The sequence below is a fragment of the Moraxella sp. CTOTU49803 genome, assembly GCF_032097965.1.
Lineage (GTDB): Bacteria > Pseudomonadota > Gammaproteobacteria > Pseudomonadales > Moraxellaceae > Faucicola > Faucicola tetraodonis.
Genome location: NZ_DAMCJP010000012.1, coordinates 14853 through 34203, shown reverse-complemented (window position 1 = coordinate 34203; position 19351 = coordinate 14853). Strand labels below are relative to the sequence as shown.

Below are 19351 nucleotides of genomic sequence, written 5' to 3'. Positions count from 1 at the left end.
AGTTTACTTGAGTCAGGCAGCATAGCCTGACGGAATTAATGAACAATAGTAGATATTTTCCGCATCAATAGGCGATACGTATCCATTGGTAGAATGCAATCGTTCATAGTTGTACCAGTGTACCCAATCAAGGGTCGCTAGCGCAACATCATTTACGCCATCCCATTCCTGTTTCAAATAATCAATCACCTCCGCTTTATACAGCCCATTCACGCTTTCAGCTAGGGCGTTATCTGAGCGAGAAAATAGCGAAGCACTGCTTTGCCCGAGTGCAAGACGTAGGGCTATGCCCGAAGTGGAATCGCCTGTCGTGCCGACTGAGGCAGCAAGCCCCGATTGTTTAAGCCGTTCACCGTATTTAATCGATAGATACTGGCTACCTTTATCAGAATGATGAATTACTCCGCTTGGTCTATCTCTAGCGTCTAAGGCTTGATTTAGGGCATCTAAGACCAGCTGAGTGTCCATATGATTCGATACTTTCCAACCCACAATAACTCGCTTGAATACGTCGATGACAAAGGCGGTATAGACCCAGCCTGATTTAGTTTTAATGTAGGTAAAGTCAGCGACCTGAGGAGCACTGCTCCGCAAGAGTCTTTTCTTATTCGGGGCATCTGCGCTAAAGTTGCGTTTGACCAAATCATCGGGACTTTGTTGTCCTGGTCGCTGTTTGGTGGTGATTTTGCCTTTGCCTCGCCATACGCCTTGTATGCCTAGCTGTTTCATCAGGCGTTCAACCGTGCAACGACCTAGTTTGGGCATACAATCCTGCTTAAGCTTATGCCAGACTTTACGAATGCCATAACGACAGCCACTGGCTTGCCAAATCTGTTTGATTTGTGCCATGAGGTGCTTGTCGCTTTGTTTACGTCGACTTTGCTTTTCTGGGTTCTCTTGTTCATCTTTGATGCGATAGTAGGTGGATGGGGCAATTGGCAGTATTCTGCAAATTGACTCGACCCCATACTTTTTCTTTTCATCATCAATGAATTTGACCATTACTTCGGTTTGCGGTCGAGCTCCGCCTGGGCGAAAAAAGCAGCTGCCTTTCGAATGATTTCGTTCGCTTGTTTGAGTTCTCGGTTTTCTCGTTCAAGTTCAGCGATACGAGCAGCTTGGCTTTGAGTGGTAACGATAACAGGATTTTGCTTAGCTAGGTGCTTTTGATGCCATGAGCGTAAGGTTTCGGGCGTGCAGCCCTTGCGCAGCATGCTGCTCAGGTGCAATGCCTTGGATGGCCGCCCACAGTGAGGGATAATCTTTTTGTGATTCAATCAATAATTCGACAGCTCGTGTCTTAACTTCTGTTGGGTATTGTTTGCTTTTCATAAGGGTATTGTCTCAGAGTTTTAGGTCTCCGACAATCCCGGGACGGTTCAATCAGCGTGCATCTCAGAATTCGGATTATATAGGGGTTAGAACAGAAACGGAGAAAATAATATGCTAAGGTAAATTAAGTAATTTTGTCGATAATTTATCAGCTTGATGATAGGAAACCTATCCAAAAAACGAGCGTTTTTTTGGACATTATTAGGGTATCTCAAATATTCGACACCATTTCTTAACGCTCGATTTTTTGAATTTTGGGTAAAATTTAATGCAATTATCATAAATAAAAAATAAATAGTTGAAGAATTAAATGATAATGATTATCATTTGCAAACTAAAAATCATTATCATTTAAATTTTAGGGAAATTTATGTTGCAGACTGAGATTCAAAATCGGTTGGCTTTACAAAATCTAATCAACGCTTATTGCTATGAACTTGGGGTCGGGCGTTATATAGAGGTTTCAGAGCAAAATGAAGCGTGTTTAAATTTTTCACAACGTCAACCCTTACTTGAAGTGCCTTTGTTGCCTACGTCAATGTTATTACGAGTGCCTATTGACAAGGTAAGTCAGCTAGGTAATGTACGATTTTTGGAAGAGCCGACGGTATTTTTGAATGGTCAAAGCTGTGATTACACTGCATCAACAGTGGCAACATTGGTATTACAAAGTATTGCTTATTATCAATTATCATCTAACACCCAATCCACTACTGATAAATCACATGAGGTGTTAGGGCGTTGGTTACAAAGTTATGAAGGGTTAGGCAAGATACTTACCCATCGTTTAGATAATATTGATGATATTGTCAGTGCAGAATTAAATTTTGTGGAGACGGAACAAAATCTCATATATGGTCACACCATGCACCCAACGCCCAAAGGTCGAGATGGTTTTTATGCACAAGAATGGGAGCAATACGCCCCTGAAACACAAAGTAAATTCCAACTTAACTATTGGTTGGTGCAGTCAGATTATGTTACAGGTAACTGGGTGGACGGTGAAGATATTTATCAAGAGCTATTAACTAAGCTCACACCTTATTTAACAGACTATCAGCAAAAAATGCTACAGCAACACACAGATTATCGGTTGTTGCCATTACATCCTTGGCAAGCAAGATTTTTGCAACAGCAACCTTGGTATGAAACGTTGTTTCAACAGCAAAAAATCTATCCGTTAGGAGCAATGGGCTGGTATCTATCACCGACCACTTCGGTCAGAACGCTTGCCAGTTTTGATGCCCCTTGGATGTTCAAGCTTTCCCTATCAGTTGCTATTACCAATTCAGTCAGAATCAATTTAGCCAAAGAGTGTCAGCGTGGCTATTATGCTTGTCAAATCTGGCGAAGTGAGTTTGGCAAACGTCTAAAACAACAATACCCCACCTTGTCAGTCATTAATGACCCTGCTTGGCTTGCACTCACCATTGATGGTGAGGTTATTAATGAAACCATTTGTATTTTAAGGGACAATCCATTTGACCCATCTATACAAGTTTCAAATTTAGCCAGTTTATGCCAAGACCATCCGACTCGATGTACCAATCGAATTAAGACATTATTCCAAGCGATTAAAGCAAATACTGCCCAAGATAACACAGTCATTGCTAGCGACTGGTTTGACAGCTACTTAAAAGTAGGATTTGAGCCATTAGTGTCGCTTTATTATGAACATGGGTTGGGGTTTGAAGCCCATCAACAAAATAGCTTGCTTGAGTTAAAGGATTATTATCCAAGCCGATTGTGGGTAAGGGATAATCAAGGATTTGGCTATATTGCCGAGTACGCAGGCTCATTAATAGATGAAATACCCGCCTTAATGGATGAGGCAGAATGTGTTGTGCCTGAATTTTTTGCCAATGAGCGATTTGCTTATTATATTATCGCCAACCATCTATTTGGACTTATCACTGCTATTGCACGTACAGGTTGGGCAAGCGAAGAGCAACTACTCACGCAACTCGTCAATAGATTGATGGCATTAGAACAACGCTATCCTCATCGAGAGTTATTTGAGCTATTGCTTAGACAGGACATGCTTCCTTTTAAGGGTAATTTATTGACCCGTATGCAAGGGTTGGATGAATTGACTGCACCTGTTGAAACCCAATCTGTGTATGTCAATGTGCCAAATCCATTACAACCTATTTATTCACGTCAATTAAATAATGGGGTGCATTGTGCTTGATGTCATTGGTATTGGTTTAGGTCCTTTTAATTTAAGTTTGGCTGCCTTGCTTGTGCAAGCGAATGAATCAAAAAAAGCAGTAACCTCTAATATAACTTCTCTGTTTTTTGAAAAAAATAGTGATTTTAATTGGCATGAAGGAATGTTGTTACCAAAAACTACGCTCCAAGTCCCATTTTTTGCTGACTTGGTGACGTTGGTTGCCCCCACCAGTCGGTATGGTTTTTTGAATTATTTAAGCCATAAAAAAAGACTGTTAAAGTTTTATTTTTTAGAAAATTTCAAAATCCCTCGTCAGGAATACAATGATTATTGCCAATGGGCTGCTCATCAATTACCCAATGTGGTTTTTGATAGTCATGTAAAAAGTGTCGAAAAATCCAGCTGTGGCGTGGGCTATGTGGTTACTGTCATACAAAATGGCATCAGTCACCGCTACCATGCTCGTCATGTGGTCATTGGGACAGGTACACAGCCGACCTTGCCGAAAGTATTACAGGCTGTCGCTAATGACATGCCTAATCGTTGTATGCACTCTGCTAACTTTGCCCGTCAGTTTGATTTGTCCGCACTAAAAAAGCACATCGATATTCCACATATTTTGGTTATCGGGTCAGGGCAGTCCTCAGCTGAAGTGTATCGTCATCTGTTGCAACAGCAGTACACCGATAGCAAGCTTAATTATGAGCTAGACTGGGTAACACGGTCGTCAGGGTTTTTTCCGATGGAGTATTCGCCACTTGGGTTGGAGCATTTCAGCCCTGCTTATACAGAGTATTACTACCATTTGGATGAGTCTATCAAGGCTCAACTACTGTGTGAACAAGGTCTGATGTATAAAGGCATGGGCATGAGCACGATTCAAGATATTTATCAGCTACTGTATGAACGTACCATCGGTAATCGTCCTCAGCATTGCACCTTGATGGCAAACTGTCAGCTTGATTCCGTGGTAAGAGTCGATGAGCGTTTAGCGGTGCAGTTTTTTCAACGTCAGCAACAGCAGTCTTGCCAAAAGACTTATGATTGTATTATCGCTGGAACAGGTTATCAACATCAATTCCCAAGTTGTATGGATGCTCTGATGCCAGCAGTGGTAACAACGACTTTGGGACAGCCCAAAATTAGCCATGATTATCGTTTGATATTGGGTTCATCAACAGAGCATGTTGGGGAATTGTTTGTACAAAATCAAGAATTACACAGTCATGGCATAGGTACACCCGATCTTGGGCTGGGGGCGTATCGAGCAGGGGTGATTGCCAATCAAATTTTGGGCGAGCCTTATTTTGATACGCAAGCTTTGACGGTATTCCAAACTTTCGGTCATGCTAACAATGTGTCACATGATGAGGTGCCATAAATGAAATCAGCGATGATGACACAGCTACCCAATCAATTTAGTCGAAATTTTTATCAAAAAACCTTTTGCTTGCGTGCGTTACGCTATCCTGAAGATATGCCATTGATTTACCAATGGATGCACGCCGAACATGTTGTCGCTCAATGGCAATTACACCTGCCAATGCCAGCACTTAAAGCCCATATCGAAAAAGCTCTTGCTGATGACCACCAGCGTCTATACATCGTTGTCTGCGATGGGGTGGATATTGGCTATACCGAAGTTTATGAAGCCAAACGTGACCGTCTTGCTCGCTATTACCAAGCTAAAGATAGTGATATTGGCTGGCATTTATTGTTGGGTAATACGGATGCGGTGGGTCGAGGCTACCTAAAACCGACAGGGATGCTGATTTCAGAGTTTATTTTTGAACATACTGAGGCAACTAAAATTGTGGTAGAGCCAGATAGCAGCATTGAGTTATATCAATGGGTGACAAAGCAATTTGGCTATTTTTTGCAACGCTATATTGAGATGCCTGAGAAAAAAGCCAGTTTGTACTTTTGTCATCGTGAGGATTTTTATCAATCAAATGGCTATCAAAGTTTTTATCCAACAATCACAGATACTTTGTAATCCTAGCTTAGGGTCGTATGGGTAATTGCTGATATGTCAAAACACACACCACAGTCACTGTCAAATTCTGCTGTGATTTTTTCGCTCCTACTTGGCGGTGTAGTCGTCAGTCTCAGCAACAGTGCATTAAACCCCGCTATCCCACTGTTTATGCAAGTGTTTGGTGTTCCACTAGTGAGCGCTAGTTGGGTATTAAATGCTTATGTGATTGCCATGGCAATCGGGCTAATCATGGTGAGTTATTTAGCGACAATTTTTGTCCGAAAAACATTGTATTTGACTGCCCTTGCGGTCTTTGGTTTGGGGTCAATGATGGGTTATTTTTCACCCAGTATTGATTGGGTGATTGGGGCAAGGTTTTTACAGGGTCTAGCAGGGGGGATTTTGATTCCTTTGTCGGTAGGGATATTGTACCAAATCGTACCACATCAGCGTCAAGGTCAGACGATGGGGCTGTGGGGTATGGTGGTGATGTTGGGTTTGGCAGTTGGTCCATTGGTTGGGGCGTACTTGGTCAAGTGGTATGGCTGGGATGCGTTGTTTATTATCAATTTGCCTTTGATGGGATTGGCATGGGCTTTGGTCTGGCATTATCTACCACATCAGCAAGCTAAAATCCAGCAACGAAACTTGGATAAAAAAGGCTTGTTAGGGCTTTGTTTTTTGATACTGGGTGGTTTTGTGTGGGAGCGTGTGGCTCATCAATATACTGCTCAATTTTCTGAGTGGATGATGGTTGCCATGATCGGACTGGGTGGGATACTGAGTTATGGTAGCTATCGTTGGTGGCTCTATGAATATCACCATGCGACCCCTTTGTTACAGGTAAGCATTTTTGATAATCGTATCTATCGCTATTGCACCATTATCAGTGTGACGCAAACCATCGGCTTGATGCTGTATTTAATCTTGTTGCCAATGCTGATACAACAAGTCATGCACCACCCTGCCACATGGACGGGGTGGGTGTTGATGGCATCAACCTTGATAGCCAGTGTTACCACGCAATTAGTGGGCAAAATTGTTGACAAGCAGGGTGCTAGATTGCTCGGTTGTTGGGGTGTGATATTGACCGCATCAGCAAGTTTTGGTTTGGCTTGGCAGTTGGTGGATATTTCTATCATTGCTGTGGTCATATGGGTTTGTGTGCATGGATTGGGCGTAGGGCTTGCTTATATCCCAACCACGACCGTTGGTTTTAGCCAACTGCCTGCTGATAAAGTTACAGAGGGTGCATCGCTCAATAATATCAGTCGCCGAATATGTTCAGGGTTGGTGATTTGGCTTGCGATGGCGTATGTCAATTATCGTCAAACACAAGCCGTTAATGAGGTCGGCATTTTACAGGAGCTATTGTTATTAATAGGTGGGATGTTATTGCTTAGTTTGCCCTTTGCATTTGCATTACCAAGAACATCGAGTAGTTTCATCAATCAACAACAATCATAAATTTAAGGGGAATATTTTGACATCTAACGCTTTGCAAGTGTGGCAGTCGCCACTGGATACTGCAATTATTCACGAAGTTGAGCAACGGGTTATCCGCCAGTTGTTACAGGCATTATTGTTTGAAGATATTTTGTCAAACGTATGTGTGGTTGAGTGTTCAAGTCTTGAGCAGGGCTTGGTTCAGTTTAGTATCACGTGTCCGAACGATGTGGTATATAAAGCCATTGGGCGAGTGCATTTTAGCTTTGGCATGATTCGCTTATCTGATACGCCTGTAACCAAAACTTATCAAGGTATGCAAACAACAGTCCACCTTGATGATGTCATTAATGATGTGTTAATGCCATTAGAAGAGGCAACGCTTAAAGACAGTTTTATCAAAGAATTACGTCAAACGTTCATCCATGATTGCCAATCACGCCACCATAGACAGCAACATATCAAACAACTACACGAGATGACTTACGATGAGTTGGAAGGCTATTTGGACTTTGGACATCCGTATCACCCTTGTTATAAATCAAGACTGGGTTTTAGCTTAGAAGATAATGACCGTTTTGGTCCAGAATTTGCCCATCCGATACAACTGGTGTGGCTAGCGGTTAATACAGAGCTATTGGTCACTAACACCACGCAAGAGTTTGGTTATGCCAGTTGGTGTCGCCAATATCTTGGTGATGAGATTTATGAGCAGTTGTGTGAACGGCTATCGCAATATGAATTAGCTGTTGAGCATTTTGCGTTCGTCCCTGTTCATCCTTGGCAGTGGCAAGCGACATTAATAGAGGCATTGACACCCCTAATGCAAACGCATCAAGTGGTCTATCTTGGTGAAGTTGGCATGGAGTATTATGCCCAGCAGTCGATTCGTACCTTAGTTTATCACCCTACTGATAATAAAAAACACGCCCTATCGCCATCACCTTATCTCAAACTGGCAATGCACTTGGTGAATACATCAAGTACCCGTATTTTGGCAAAACATACAGTATTAAATAGTGCAACCATCACACATTGGCTAAAAACATTGGTGGCGAACGACAAGCAAGCCGTAGATTTGCAAGTGAATTTCTTGGGTGAAGTCATGGGGGTGAGCCTAAACCACGAACGCTTACAACAACAAGGCTATCATCACCCTGCAATCTATGGCGGTTTGGCAAGTATATGGCGTGAAAATGTTCATCAGTATTTAGGGCAAGGGCAGTCAGCATTCCCGCTCAATGGTATTAGTTATATTCAGCCAAATGGCAAACCTTTGATTGATAGTTGGTTGCAACGTTATGACATGGCAGATTGGGTGGGTCAACTGATTGACGTGACGGTTACACCGATTATCTATATGCTATTTGCCCAAGGCATTGCATTGGAGTGCCATGCCCAAAATATCGTTTTGGTGCATGATGATGGCTATCCCATCAAGGTGTTACTGAAAGATTTGCATGATGGCATTCGCTTTTGCCCTGATAAGCTGACTCACCCTAATACCAAACCTATCTTAGAGCAACTACCACAGGCACATGCAAGGCTTAATCGTGGCTCATTTATCGAAACAGACGATACCGCAGGTATTCGTGATATGACGGTTGCTTGTCTGTTTTTTGTGGCATTTGCTGATATTGCTATTTTTTTACAGACTCATTATCACTATTCAGAAGCCGTATTTTGGCAACAAGTGGCTGATAGTATTTATGCCTTTGCACAACGCTATCCCGAACATCAATCTCGCTATCAGTGCTTTGACTTGTTTGCTGAAAAAACCAGAATTGAATCACTGGCAAAACGTCGATTATTTGGTGACCGTGATTTTCCAATCAAATGGCTAGACAATCCATTGTCTCAGTTTAAATTGAAGCAGGGGTAACAATGTCTCTAACAGCTCCCAAGCAGGACAACCATACGACACCCTATCAGCCAATCGCTCACACGAGCGATGGTGATGCCAGTCAGACACTTTGTTTATCCGCTGAATGGCAAATCATGGCGAATATAATCGAATGTTGTTTACTAGAAAACTGGCTATCCCCCAATCATATTATCAGCACAAGCACCAGTCTGTTAATGCAGCAGCCCCTGTGGCTAAAGACTGCTTTATATTCAGCCTTGCCAACGGCTTACCATGACTTATTGGAGACGGATAGTGATTGTCTGCATCTCATTTTAGGTGATGGCTGTGAGATGATGATACAGGTAGAACATGGGTTTTGTAGTCCTTGGCGACTAAAAAAATCAACTTATCCTTTGGTCAGGCTTGCTCACGGTACTAGCATATGCGTTGAACAGATAAGCCAGCCAAACGACGCTGTGTGCTATCAAGTTATTATCGATAGCAAGGCATTATTAGCCCTGTTATTACAAGGGCTAGCCAATAATCCAGCTAACACAAGTAATAACCCACAAGGCATTAATCTGTTGCAAGAACAGCTGAAACTTGCCAAACGTGCCTTGCTTTGGTCACAGCAAAACGCTATCTCAAACCCTCATGTTACCCCGATTAATGCACAGGCTCACTGGTATCAGACATGGCGAGTGGCTGAGCAATGGGCATCCTTATGCGATAGACCCTTTCATCCGCTTGCCAAAGCAAAAATCGGCTTTGACCAAGCAGACTATCAAGCCTATATGGCTGAGTTTAACCAACCCATTTGCCTAAATTGGGTGGCGCTTGACAAGCGATATGTGATGTATGGTTCGGGCGTGGCAGATTTATCCCAACAGACCCCTGCTAACTTGCTACTATCAGCACCACAATACCAAGCCCTGAATCAAGAGGTGTGTGAAAAAAATCTCTCAACGACACACATTGCAATCCCTATCCATCCGTGGCAACTTCCCCGTATGCTTGAACGGTTGTATGGGACAGAGCATCAGCAAAAAATCGTGGTGGTTTTGGATTTTCAGGCATTGACGATGTTGGCAAGTTCATCCACTCGTAGCCTACTGTTAGACAGCCCTTCTGCTTACAGTACCAAACTGCCATTGGCTATTTTTGCACTCAATTCGCAACGCTACTTACCACCACTTAAGCTAATTAATGGTGAAAAAAATCAACGAATCTTACAACAGGCAAAGACGCTTGATGCCACACTCAAAGCCCAGTTGTATTTGTGGGAAGAAACACAGTGGTGGACATATATGGAGCAGGGGCATTGCCACGATAAAAGTAGTGATAACCCTTATTTTTATCAAGAAAAGCCCACGCAACTCGGCATTTTATTGAGACGATTGCCTGAAGAAGTGTGTCGTGATACCACTCGGCTTATACCCATGGCAAGTCTGGCTCACTATGGTTCTGACTATCATCTGTTTGATGAATGGTTCAAAGACAAGTTAGATGATATGTCACGACTACACACAGCCGTGCAGGAAGCATTTGCAGAAATCTGCGAGATATTTTTTGGTACGATGTTACGCTGTCTAAAGCTGGGATTTATCCCCGAGTTACATGGTCAAAATATCGTACTTGTTACCGAGCAAGCTCACACGGTTGGGCTATTGTTGCGTGACCATGACTCTGTGCGTATTTATTTACCTTGGCTAACTGAACAAGGCATAGCCGACCCCTGTTATTTGAGTCCGCCAAATTTTCGCAATCGACTGTATTGCCAATCTGCAATAGAGCTGGTGTTTTACTTTCAATCATTGGGTATCTTAGTAAATATCAGAGCCATTATTGAGAGCCTTGCCAACCACTATCAGATTGACGAAGCATCGCTGTGGCAAGTAGCTTATCAGCAGTTAACCACCCAATTAGCCACGCTGGCATTGGATGAACAACGCCGTATATGGTTAATTGAGCAACTGTTAGAGCAACCAAACTACCCATACAAAACCTTGCTATTGCCTATCGCTGAGCGAGGCGATGAACAACACGGAAGTATGCCAGCAGGAGCAAGCTTCACAACCAATCCTTTTTATCAAATATCTCATCAATTTTCTCAATAATTTTTTCAACAAGGTTTGGCAATGGCACGGATATCTCAAGAACTTATTGACGCTTATCAAACTATTAACACTTCAACCATTGGGCATCTCATCGGTGAAGGCTATGTTGCAGGTTTAAGACCGATTGCCCCATGTCAGAAAGTCTATGCAGGCAACTTGGTGACCGTGATTTTGAAAAATGAAAATACACAAGCAATTCGTCAAGCATTGTTAAATTGCCAATCAGGTGATGTGTTATGTATTGATGCTCGAGTATTGAATCATAGAGCTTGTTGGGGGGCGTTGCGTACTTGTATCGCTATGTATCATGGTGTCAGTGCGGTTATGGTATTAGGTAGAGTGACAGATTCACGAGCCATAGAGCAACTTGGTTTTCCTGTATTTGGGCTTGGTATCAGTCCTTTAACGACCAGTGCAACGCTTGATAATGCCAATAACAATGAAGATAACACTGCTTCACTGTATCAACCAATACACTATAGCCATGAAGGCTATGATATCACGCTCAATAACAATAGCTTGGTGGTACTAGATAATGATGGGGTGTTTGTACTATCTTCATCGCAAGCTATGTTACTCAAAAATGAGTTTCAATCAAAACAACAACAAGATGATGAAAAATTCTCAAGCTTCATGGGTGAATTTACTTAAAAGGTAAAATTTTTCAAAATCTTAAATAATAATGATTATCATTATTAATTAGATATGCTAACATTACTCAACTGTTACAAAACCAAAATAATTTGTTAGATTTGAGTGAGGATTCTTATGTACCAAAAAGCTTTTATAGTGACCCTGCTAGCAGTTGCGGTTAACCAACAACTGCATGCCGAAACCGCCAAAGCACAAATATCAGCGAACGATGATATACCTACCACAACGTTGGATGAGTTGACACTCTACGCCGGAATCAAATCAGGCACGGTATTGGCACAAAAAATCAGTGAAATGCCTGAAGTCACCCAAGTCATTAGCGAAAAACAAATTTCCCAACAAGCAGTAGCAGGTCGTACCGTCATTGATGTTTTAGGACAACTTGTGCCAAGCTTAGGTACAGGCAGTGGTACGGCGAGTAACTTTGGGATGACCATGCACGGCAGACCTGTCCAATACCTTATCAATGGCGTACCATTGACAGGCTCTCGAGATATTTCACGCCAAATCAATAGCATCAACCCTAAGCAGTTAGAGCGTATCGAAGTTTTATCAGGAGCAACCAGTATCTATGGGTCTGGAGCGACAGGTGGACTGATTAATCTAGTGACCAAATCTAGCTACCAACAAGGGCTACATGGTGAAAGTCGTATTGGCATATCGACCAATAATAATTTTAACAAAGAGGCGTTGGGTTATAGTGCTGGGCAGACAGTGACTTTTGGTAATGACAAGCTTAACGCCCGAGTAGATGTGGATTATGAATCAAGGGGTGGACGCTTTGATAGTGACAATAAACGCATTGCCCCAGAAGTTTGGCAAACGGATTTACAAGATACTGATAGTTTGAGCGTCAACACCAATCTCAACTATCAAGCCACACCCACACAAAACATCAATTTGGCGGCTACTTACTATAAAGACCAACAAGATACCGACTATGCCCCTGATTATGGCAAAGGGTTAGGTGTGCTACTCAAAGGCGATACACCATCAATGCAAGCCATCAAAGGGTTGCAATTAGACAATCAACCCTTTACCAAAAAATCCACCGTGAGCCTTAACTACAATAACAGTGATATCAAAGGCTCTAATCTGAACGTGACAGGTTATTATCGTCAAGAAGACGGACGCTATTATCCGACACCTGCCCCCATATCGATCAAACCTGCCTATCCCTTGATTGACAGTTTGGCGGTTGATAACGCAACCAAAGACAAATATAAAAAGAAACTGGCAAACAGTGCCTACAGTATCTTGCAATCAACAGCCGATATCAATGTGATGGGACTGCGTGCCGCCATGCAAACTCCCAGTACATGGCAAGATAAAAAGCTGTTATGGAGCTATGGTGCTGACTTTGAGCGAGAAACAGACAAACAGCATTACGATGGTAATGACCTTAAAACCTTTATTGACAGTAATGGGCTGAAGATTCAGCCAAATAATACACGCTACACCGCAGGCCCAAACAGCACCATTGATAAGGTAGGGGCATTTGTTAATTTAGATGCTGATGTCACAGATAAATGGCATGTGAGTGGCGGTGTTCGCCACCAAAACATCACCAGTAAGACGGATGCCTTTACCACTCGTAACGAAGCCCAATTACAAGATTTATTGGCTCAGTTCAAGTTGCCTTATCAAGCAGGTAGTGTGCCTGCAGGTGAAACCAAACATAACAAAACCTTATTTAATCTTGGGACAAGTTATAACATCGCACCCCAACAGAAAATTTTTGCCAACTTTTCCCAAGGCTTTAATCTACCTGATATTCAGCGAGTACTACGAGATGTGAATGTCGGCTTTAAGGTCAATTCTGATACGGTTGCACCGATTACAGTCAATAATTATGAGTTAGGTTGGCAGGGTGATTTTGACAAAACCAAAGCCAAAGTGGTGGGGTTTTATAATACCTCAGATAAAGTAGTGCAGTTTACCAAAGACTTTAATGTTGTCGCTGCTGATACCGATGAGAGAATCTATGGGGCAGAAGCCAGTATCAATCACCGATTTAATCAAGAGTGGTCAGCAGGCTCTAGTCTTGCTTATGGCAAAGGCGAATATAAAGATGCGGCAGGTACTTGGCGTGATTTGGGGGCATTTCGAGTAACCCCACTCAAAGCAACAGCGTACGCACAATATACCTTCCCACAAGGTAGTAGTCTTCGTTTGCAAGGTAGTGCAATTGGCGGTACAGATGAGGCTTATAACGATATGCTGGTTGCGGCGGTGGATAAGAATATTAGCAAATCTCGTGAAGCGAAAATCACAGGCTATGCCACACTGGATTTATTAGGGCAAGTCAAACTGGGTAAAGGCGATTTAGCATTTGGGGTCTATAATATCGGCAATACTCGATATCGTAGCGTGTTTAACCAATCCGCTGAAGCGATTGCAGGTCCTTTGGCAGGGCAAGAAGCCCAAGGGCGGACTTATGGGCTTCAATATAGCCTAAACTGGTTCTAAACCGTCTTTTGGCTACTTTCTGTAGTTAATCGGAAATTAAAATGAGCACCGCTCGCCCTGAGCCTGTCGAAGGGTGGCGGTCACTATGCTTCGACAGGCTCACCATGAATGACCTTGTTCATTATAATTCAGTTTTTACTATAATTTTCAAAACCCTATGCAACGCTATGCCAAAAACGTTATCTGCTTAGATGATAAAGGGTTTTAGCAGATTTTAAATCAGTGAATCAAAAATATCTTACTATGCAAACATTGCCACCTACACCTATCAGTGACCCTAATATTACCCCTTTTTTAGCAGACATTATTTCGCACATTAATGATGAGCATACCCATGACTTACGGACGATAGCCGAAGCCAAGCTGGGTGGGCTATCTCAGCAAATTGCTGTGTCGGTTGAGCAGATTTATCACCATGGCTTTGAGATGAAGGTCTGCCAGTTCGCCACTCATAACGCCATAGCCAATACGCCAAGCCAAGAAAAGCCCTTGCCTGTTTTGCACCGCTTATGGGTGGATTTTGACCAACCCATTGAGCAATTAGAAGATTTGATGATGGCGTATGTCAAAGTCCTAGAGCGTAGTCAACGCAAGCTCGGTAGATTGCCAATTCAGACGCTAGAGCGAAAATTTACGTTTCTAGAAGGGTTTTTTGTGACCGAGAATATGTATCGCATGGTATTAACTGCACCAAACGATACAGTCATTGACCAAGCAGGCTATGCGTATTTATTTGATATCGATGAGTCATTGATTGATAACACCAAAGATAGCAGACCCCGACCACACCGTTATTACACCCTTCGCCAAGTCACCCAAACCACATCAAATGCTCAAGTTTGGATAGATGTCTATGTGCATGGTGATAATCTTGGCAGTCGTTGGGCGACATCTCGCAAGCTTGGCGACACCATCACCACCCAGCGAGAGTTTGCCGAGCATGTTCATCATTTACATGATGGCAAAGCTTTGCTTATAGCGGATGAAACATCGTTACCAACTGTGGCACGGTTACTTGAGCAATGGCAAAATCCTATCCCACCTGTGGTGATGGTCATGACCCACAATGCCACCGAACAGGCTTATTTATCACACAGTACAAGTGCCACGCCTTATCGCTTAATTCAAATAAATCATTATGCTAGCCATGACATACAAGGACATATTCAGCAATTACTGGATGAACAGATGACCTTTGACAGCGTGTGGGGCGGACTGCAAGCAGGACTGGTCAAAACGCTAAGACCTTGGTTGCAACAAGCCTTAGCAATGAATAGACAACAGATGGTTTTAAAAGTTTATTGGCGATGATAGAGCATCGCTATGGCAGATTCTTAACTTTAACGCTAATAATTAATCAGCGTTATTCATTGTAACAAAGTTCTTAAAATTTAGACGAGATACTCGATGCTGACAATCAATCAAGTCGCTTGGCAACAAAGTAATACCCCCATACTTGAAGACATTTCCTGTGATATTGCCCAAGGCAAACTGTATGCCCTTATTGGTCAAAATGGCTCTGGAAAATCTTCACTCATCAAATTGATGGCAGGTGAAATATTGCCTTCACACGGTGATATCCGTGTTGATGATACGCCTTTACGACAATTAGGCGGTAAGGCATTGGGCAGAAAAATCGCCTATCTACCGCAGAATTTACCTGCGACCCACGCATTTACCGTGGAAGAACTGGTGATGTCGGGGCGTTACCCTTGGCAACGCTGGCTTAGTAAGCCCGTCCAAGCCGACCGAGATATTGTAGAACACAGTATGCACCAAACCCAAATTCAGCATAAAGCGACACAGACGGTTGCATCGTTGTCGGGCGGTGAGCGAGCAAGGGCATGGCTTGCCATGGCATTAGCACAGCAAACCCGCTATCTACTACTTGATGAACTTTTAGCCCCATTGGATATTGTCTATCAAGTCGAAATTTTACGTTTATTACGTCAGTTGGCAAAAGAACGTGAATTGGGCGTGGTATTGATTATCCATGATATCAATCTGTCTGCTCAGTTTTGTGATGATATCATCGCCCTTAAAGACGGTAAGCTCTGTCATCTTGGTAGCGTGCAAGATACTATGACCCAAGCGGTGCTTGAGTCGATATTTGGGGTGTCATTACGCTTGATTGACCACCCTGAACATGACTACAAGGTGGCAATCTTATGACAAAAACCAGCCAATACACGACCCATAATCGATTGGCTCAGTTAAGCCGTTGTTTTAGCATTGTTTTACTGGGCTTTGGTCTAGTCGCTTGTCATTCTAACACGACCACTGCCACCCGCGATACGCCTGCCTCTGTGCATACGACACAAGCAACACGCATTCTGACCCCTGATTGGGGAATTGCCGCCGAACTAACAGCTTTGGGCTATCCACCCATTGCCACAGGCGACTTGCGAATGTATGAGCAATGGATGGGAAAACCACTACCCAAGCAGACCATTGACCTTGGTATTCGTTATCAACCCAACCCAGAGCTTATCGCACAACTGAATGTCGATTTGGTGATTGATAACTTTTTTTATGAGCATATCCGCCCGATGTATGGCAGTGTGCCTACCAAGTCAGTGCTTTTTAAAGCCAAAGGAGATGTTGCTACTTGGCAAGACTTTGCTACGGCTACCATAGCACTGGGTCAAATCCTGCAAGATGCTGGCAACCCACAAGGCAATGAACGAGTACAGACTTACCTTACCCAAAGTCAGCAGGTCTTACAACAGCAAGGACAGCAATTTAGGCATCGTTATCCTAATATCAAAAAATTGGCAATCGTACAGTTTGCGGATGCAGGGCATTTACGTCTGTATGCTGACAATAGTCTATTTAAAGTTACAACTGACCAGCTCGGCGTATCGCTTGTCAACTTTCATCAAGGCAATAAATGGGGCTTTAGTAATATTGAGTTAGCAGAATTGGCAAAACTTGAGAACGACAGTTGTCTGATAGTGATAAAACCCTTTAGTCATATGCTACAAGCCGAACTTGATAAAAGCGTGCTATGGCAACAACTTGGCTTTGGTCATAAGCGGTGTATGGCTATAATAGACCCTGTTTGGTCATATGGTGGGGGTATCGCATCCATGCGTCAATTTGCTGACCACTTAAGCCAAACGCCCTTACAAGGCGTGGCACCGCCAAACCTGTCATCCCCACCATTGTCAAACACGACCAAGCCAAAGGGGTAAAAATGAAAAAAAGCGTTATCACCCAAAATACCCGTAGCCGTGTTGTGAATAAGTCTTTTGTTAAGCAATTTGTTGGCATTATATGTTGGCTTGGGCTGATTGTTGCTAGTAGTTATTATCTATTCGCTCAATTATGGCATGCCCCTATTGCTCATCTGTTTACGGCAAGCCAACAGTTAAGCGTGCAGGAGTTAGCCACACAGCTCAAGCTATTACCCACCACATTAGTAGCTATCATGGCAGGTGGGCTACTGGGGGTTGCCAGTCTGTTACTACAACAACTGGTAAAAAATCCACTGGCTTCGGATACCACATTGGCAGTGGGTAGCGGTGCTCAAATGGCACTGTTGATTGTCACCTTGTTTTTGCCGAATCTTGGCTTGTATGGTAATTTTTGGGTGGCACTGATTGGCTCACTTATGAGTATGGGGCTGGTGTGGCTGATGGCAATGCCAAGCCGTTTTAACCCTGTGGTTTTAGTTTTGTCTGGCTTGATTATCAATATTTTCTTTTCAGCTTTGTCCTCATTAATGATGTTATTTTTTTCGGAAAAATCTTTGGGTGTCATGGTTTGGGGTGGGGGTGTGCTATCTCAACTTGGTTGGCAAAGTACCCAGTTGCTTGCGATAACTACAATCGCTCTACCCCTTTTGGTTGTTCCTTTGCTCAAACCACTTAGCTTGATGAGCTTGGATGATACCCAAGCCAAAAGTCTGGGTGTGCCTATCTCCACGATACGAGCTTTGGTATTGGTACTGGTGGCGGTACTGGTGGCTTTGGTTGTCAGTCAGGTTGGGGTGTTAAGCTTTGTGGGGCTGGGTGCGGCAACTTTGGTTAATATCAGTCGGGTACGACAGTTAGCCAGTCGGTTGGTATTGGGGTTTTTGCTCGGTGGTGGGCTGTTATGGTTTGCCAGTAATGTGGTGATGATGCTCATGCAGAAAATGCCTGTGGTGATTCCTGTGGGGGCAATCACAGGTATTTTGGGTGCACCTTTGATTATTTGGGTGATTTTACGGCAGCGTCACCAAACGCTCGGTGATACGGCGACTTTTACCCACTATCGCCAGCGAGCCATTACTCCCATGACTTATGTAGGTTTAAGTTTGGCATTGTTTGTCATTATTATGATGGCATTGGGGTTTACCAAAAATATCCATACGGGCGGTTGGGGGCTATCATGGGATAGCGAGATGATTTATCAATTTCGCTTACCCAGAACGCTTAGTGCGGCTGCCACAGGAATTATGCTGGCAACGGCAGGTGTGATGATTCAATCTTATACCCGAAACCCGATGGCAAGCCCTGAAGTGCTAGGTATCAGCTCTGGCTCTGCGGTGGGGGTGCTGATTTATCTACTGATTGCCTCGTTATTAGGCTTGCCACTGGCATTGGGTAGTATTTTTGTCGGTGGTATTGTGGGTGCATTGGCAACCTTGTGGCTAATTTTAATGTTGTCTAAAAAATTAAGCTCGGATTATTTAATTTTGGTTGGGGTGGCGATAGGAGCGTTGATGAATGGTGTCCTAAGCTTAATCAATTTGGCAGGCGACCCAAGACTCCAATCGATATTAAGTTGGCTATCTGGCACAACGTATAGTGCCCGACCTGAAACCGTATGGTGGCTTATCGGCTTTGCCATTATCTTAGTCACTTGCGGTTGGCTATTAATTGAACCCCTTCGATTATTGAGCCTAGGGCGTTCAGTCGCCAGGTCGTTAGGGCTTGGTATTCGGATGGCAGATATGGCTGTCTTGTTGGTGATTGCTGGCTTAAGTACAGCGACTACCCTAGCAGTTGGTCCGTTAAGTTTTGTGGGGCTGATGATACCACACTTGGCAACTTATTTTGGGGCGGTTAATCTTAATAAACAATTACCGATTAGTATGTTATTTGGGGCAATTTTGATGGTAATGGCTGACTGGTTGGGTCGGTACGTGATTTTCCCTTATGAAATCCCTGCAGGCACAATCGCAGCTATCATAGGTGGTGTGTACTTTATGTGGTTGATGAGAAAAACATCTTAAATCTAGCTCATTAGGGGTTAGAACCTGTTCATAATCTTTTTAATAACAGAGCAATGAACGCCAAATTAACAAATTGCAAACTACTATTCAAACTACGCTCACAGTTGAGACTGGG

The 19351-nt window shown here is 43.2% G+C and carries 12 protein-coding genes, 1 pseudogene and 1 other annotated feature; of the genes and pseudogenes, 12 read left to right on the top strand and 1 reads right to left on the bottom strand.

The genetic code is table 11. The features are described 5' to 3' along the window. Positions 1-12: 12 nt before the first annotated feature. Positions 13-1332: pseudogene (locus RT422_RS10525) on the bottom strand (IS3 family transposase). Beyond that, positions 928-1044 (bottom strand) — a sequence feature (AL1L pseudoknot). (Overlaps the previous pseudogene by 117 nt.) A 370-nt stretch (positions 1333-1702) precedes the next feature. On the opposite strand from RT422_RS10525, the gene RT422_RS10520 reads away from it, so the two are divergent. From RT422_RS10520 to fhuB, 12 genes are all read left to right on the top strand, one after another. Beyond that, the gene (locus tag RT422_RS10520; protein WP_036602851.1) at positions 1703-3523 is read left to right on the top strand and encodes an IucA/IucC family protein; all 1821 of its coding nucleotides are present in this window, start codon (positions 1703-1705) and stop codon (positions 3521-3523) included. After that, positions 3516-4886: a SidA/IucD/PvdA family monooxygenase gene (locus RT422_RS10515; protein ID WP_313422219.1), complete on the top strand. Its 1371-nt coding sequence runs from the start codon at positions 3516-3518 to the stop codon at positions 4884-4886. The genes RT422_RS10520 and RT422_RS10515 overlap by 8 nt, the downstream gene beginning before the upstream one ends. Continuing rightward, positions 4887-5501, top strand: coding sequence for a GNAT family N-acetyltransferase (locus tag RT422_RS10510; RefSeq protein ID WP_007114887.1), 615 nt, complete (start codon positions 4887-4889; stop codon positions 5499-5501). A 33-nt stretch (positions 5502-5534) separates the two neighbouring features. Then, complete coding sequence (locus RT422_RS10505) at positions 5535-6950, top strand: MFS transporter (RefSeq protein ID WP_309595179.1); 1416 nt, start codon at positions 5535-5537, stop codon at positions 6948-6950. Positions 6951-6966: 16 nt separating this feature from the next. Next, the gene (locus RT422_RS10500) at positions 6967-8811 is read left to right on the top strand and encodes an IucA/IucC family protein (protein WP_096489723.1); all 1845 of its coding nucleotides are present in this window, start codon (positions 6967-6969) and stop codon (positions 8809-8811) included. 2 nt (positions 8812-8813) lie between these two features. Beyond that, positions 8814-10892 (top strand): IucA/IucC family protein, encoded by a 2079-nt coding sequence (locus RT422_RS10495; RefSeq protein WP_313422217.1) that lies wholly within the window; start codon positions 8814-8816, stop codon positions 10890-10892. A gap of 21 nt (positions 10893-10913) precedes the next feature. Then, positions 10914-11543, top strand: a complete 630-nt coding sequence (locus RT422_RS10490; protein WP_007114883.1) for an RraA family protein — start codon at positions 10914-10916, stop codon at positions 11541-11543. 117 nt (positions 11544-11660) lie between these two features. Then, the gene (locus tag RT422_RS10485) at positions 11661-14015 is read left to right on the top strand and encodes a TonB-dependent receptor (protein ID WP_313422215.1); all 2355 of its coding nucleotides are present in this window, start codon (positions 11661-11663) and stop codon (positions 14013-14015) included. A 243-nt stretch (positions 14016-14258) separates the two neighbouring features. Then, the gene (locus RT422_RS10480; RefSeq protein ID WP_313422214.1) at positions 14259-15326 is read left to right on the top strand and encodes an SIP domain-containing protein; all 1068 of its coding nucleotides are present in this window, start codon (positions 14259-14261) and stop codon (positions 15324-15326) included. 96 nt (positions 15327-15422) lie between these two features. After that, entirely contained in the window at positions 15423-16187 is a 765-nt protein-coding gene (locus tag RT422_RS10475; RefSeq protein ID WP_313422212.1) for an ABC transporter ATP-binding protein, read from the top strand. Then, positions 16184-17209, top strand: a complete 1026-nt coding sequence (locus RT422_RS10470; protein WP_313422210.1) for an ABC transporter substrate-binding protein — start codon at positions 16184-16186, stop codon at positions 17207-17209. Before RT422_RS10475 ends, RT422_RS10470 begins: the two co-directional genes overlap by 4 nt. 2 nt (positions 17210-17211) lie before the next feature. Then, on the top strand, positions 17212-19236 hold the full coding sequence (gene fhuB, locus RT422_RS10465; protein ID WP_060996097.1) for a Fe(3+)-hydroxamate ABC transporter permease FhuB: 2025 nt from the start codon (positions 17212-17214) through the stop codon (positions 19234-19236). Positions 19237-19351: the final 115 nt, after the last annotated feature.

Bases quoted from the DNA above. Each gene is read 5' to 3' on its own strand.
- RT422_RS10520 (WP_036602851.1), top strand. From the start codon at position 1,703: ATGTTGCAGACTGAGATTCAAAATCGGTTGGCTTTACAAAATCTAATC.
- RT422_RS10470 (WP_313422210.1), top strand. From the start codon at position 16,184: ATGACAAAAACCAGCCAATACACGACCCATAATCGATTGGCTCAGTTA.
- RT422_RS10510 (WP_007114887.1), top strand. From the start codon at position 4,887: ATGAAATCAGCGATGATGACACAGCTACCCAATCAATTTAGTCGAAAT.
- RT422_RS10505 (WP_309595179.1), top strand. From the start codon at position 5,535: ATGTCAAAACACACACCACAGTCACTGTCAAATTCTGCTGTGATTTTT.
- RT422_RS10495 (WP_313422217.1), top strand. From the start codon at position 8,814: ATGTCTCTAACAGCTCCCAAGCAGGACAACCATACGACACCCTATCAG.
- fhuB (WP_060996097.1), top strand. From the start codon at position 17,212: ATGAAAAAAAGCGTTATCACCCAAAATACCCGTAGCCGTGTTGTGAAT.
- RT422_RS10490 (WP_007114883.1), top strand. From the start codon at position 10,914: ATGGCACGGATATCTCAAGAACTTATTGACGCTTATCAAACTATTAAC.
- RT422_RS10485 (WP_313422215.1), top strand. From the start codon at position 11,661: ATGTACCAAAAAGCTTTTATAGTGACCCTGCTAGCAGTTGCGGTTAAC.
- RT422_RS10480 (WP_313422214.1), top strand. From the start codon at position 14,259: ATGCAAACATTGCCACCTACACCTATCAGTGACCCTAATATTACCCCT.
- RT422_RS10475 (WP_313422212.1), top strand. From the start codon at position 15,423: ATGCTGACAATCAATCAAGTCGCTTGGCAACAAAGTAATACCCCCATA.